Origin of the sequence: Microcoleus sp. D3_18_C4, assembly GCF_036702355.1 — a bacterium.
Taxonomy (GTDB): domain Bacteria; phylum Cyanobacteriota; class Cyanobacteriia; order Cyanobacteriales; family Microcoleaceae; genus Microcoleus.
This window is the reverse complement of record NZ_JAUBTF010000167.1, coordinates 1-1,074: the sequence shown is the minus strand read 5'-3', so window position 1 is coordinate 1,074 and position 1,074 is coordinate 1. Positions and strand designations below refer to the sequence as shown.

The window sequence follows — 1,074 nt, the reverse complement described above, 5'->3', positions numbered from 1 at the left end:
CTCAAAAATAATGATACCAACATTCTACCTCATTCATTTAAAAAAACAACTAAGTTCAGCTCAATTTAAACTGATTGAAATCTTGCTACCATTGATACAATCAGAAAAACAAGTGAGATTAGAACGGCTCTCGCGGGTATTTCCCTATCCAATTACAACAGAAAGTCGGCGTAGAAAACTACAAAGGTTTCTCGATTTGCCTCACTTAACTATCTCACTAATTTGGTTCCCATTAATTACTTATTGGTTGATTACTTATTGCCGTGTTGGTCAAACTTTATCAATTGCAATCGACCGCAGTCAATGGGGGCGCATTAATCTCTTTATGGTTAGCCTGATCTGGGAGCGAAGAGCAATTCCATTATACTGGTCACTGTTGCCCAAATTGGGAAACAGTAACTTCGAGTCACAAACAACCAATTTACAGCAAGTTTTACCATTATTTTCAGAATATAAAGTCATCGTTTTAGGAGACCGTGAATTTTGTTCGGTCGATTTGGCAAACTGGCTGAGGGAAAAGGGTGTATCTTTTTGTTTAAGACTGAAAAAGAATCATTGTGTCGAAACGGAACATTTAGTTTGGCAACGCTTAGATGAATTAGGAATAGTACCAGGTACCTCTTTATATTTTCAAAGTAAAAGAGTGAGGAAAACTCGACCTGCGACCGGATTTGATGTTGCTTGTAAGTGGAAAAGGAACTACGGGGGATGGAAGGTTGAAGAAGCGTGGTTTATACTCACAGATTTAGGGTCATTGCCGGCAGCTATCAATGCTTATAAGCAGCGGATGGGTATTGAAGAAATGTTCCGAGACTGTAAAACAGGAGGCTACGATCTTGAAGGAACCAGCTTAAAAGGAGACCGACTTATTAACATGATTTTGCTCATGACACTTGCGTACACTTCAGCAATATTTCAAGGCACTGAACTGAAAAAAAAGCAGGTACAAAAATATGTATCTCGTCGCAAAGAACCTAAAAAAAGATATCGAAGACGGAGTACATTTGGTGTTGGTTTAGATGGAGAAAAGTGGGTCAATTATCTCGAACAATATTCTGACGAGGTAGAACAGTT

The 1,074-nt window shown here is 38.6% G+C and carries 1 protein-coding gene; it reads left to right on the top strand.

Annotated features, from left to right (window positions below; genetic code table 11):
• Positions 1-10: 10 nt before the first annotated feature.
• Positions 11-1,074: IS4 family transposase (locus QUA90_RS30375; RefSeq protein ID WP_333448793.1), on the top strand; the 1,064-nt coding region annotated here is incomplete at its 3' end.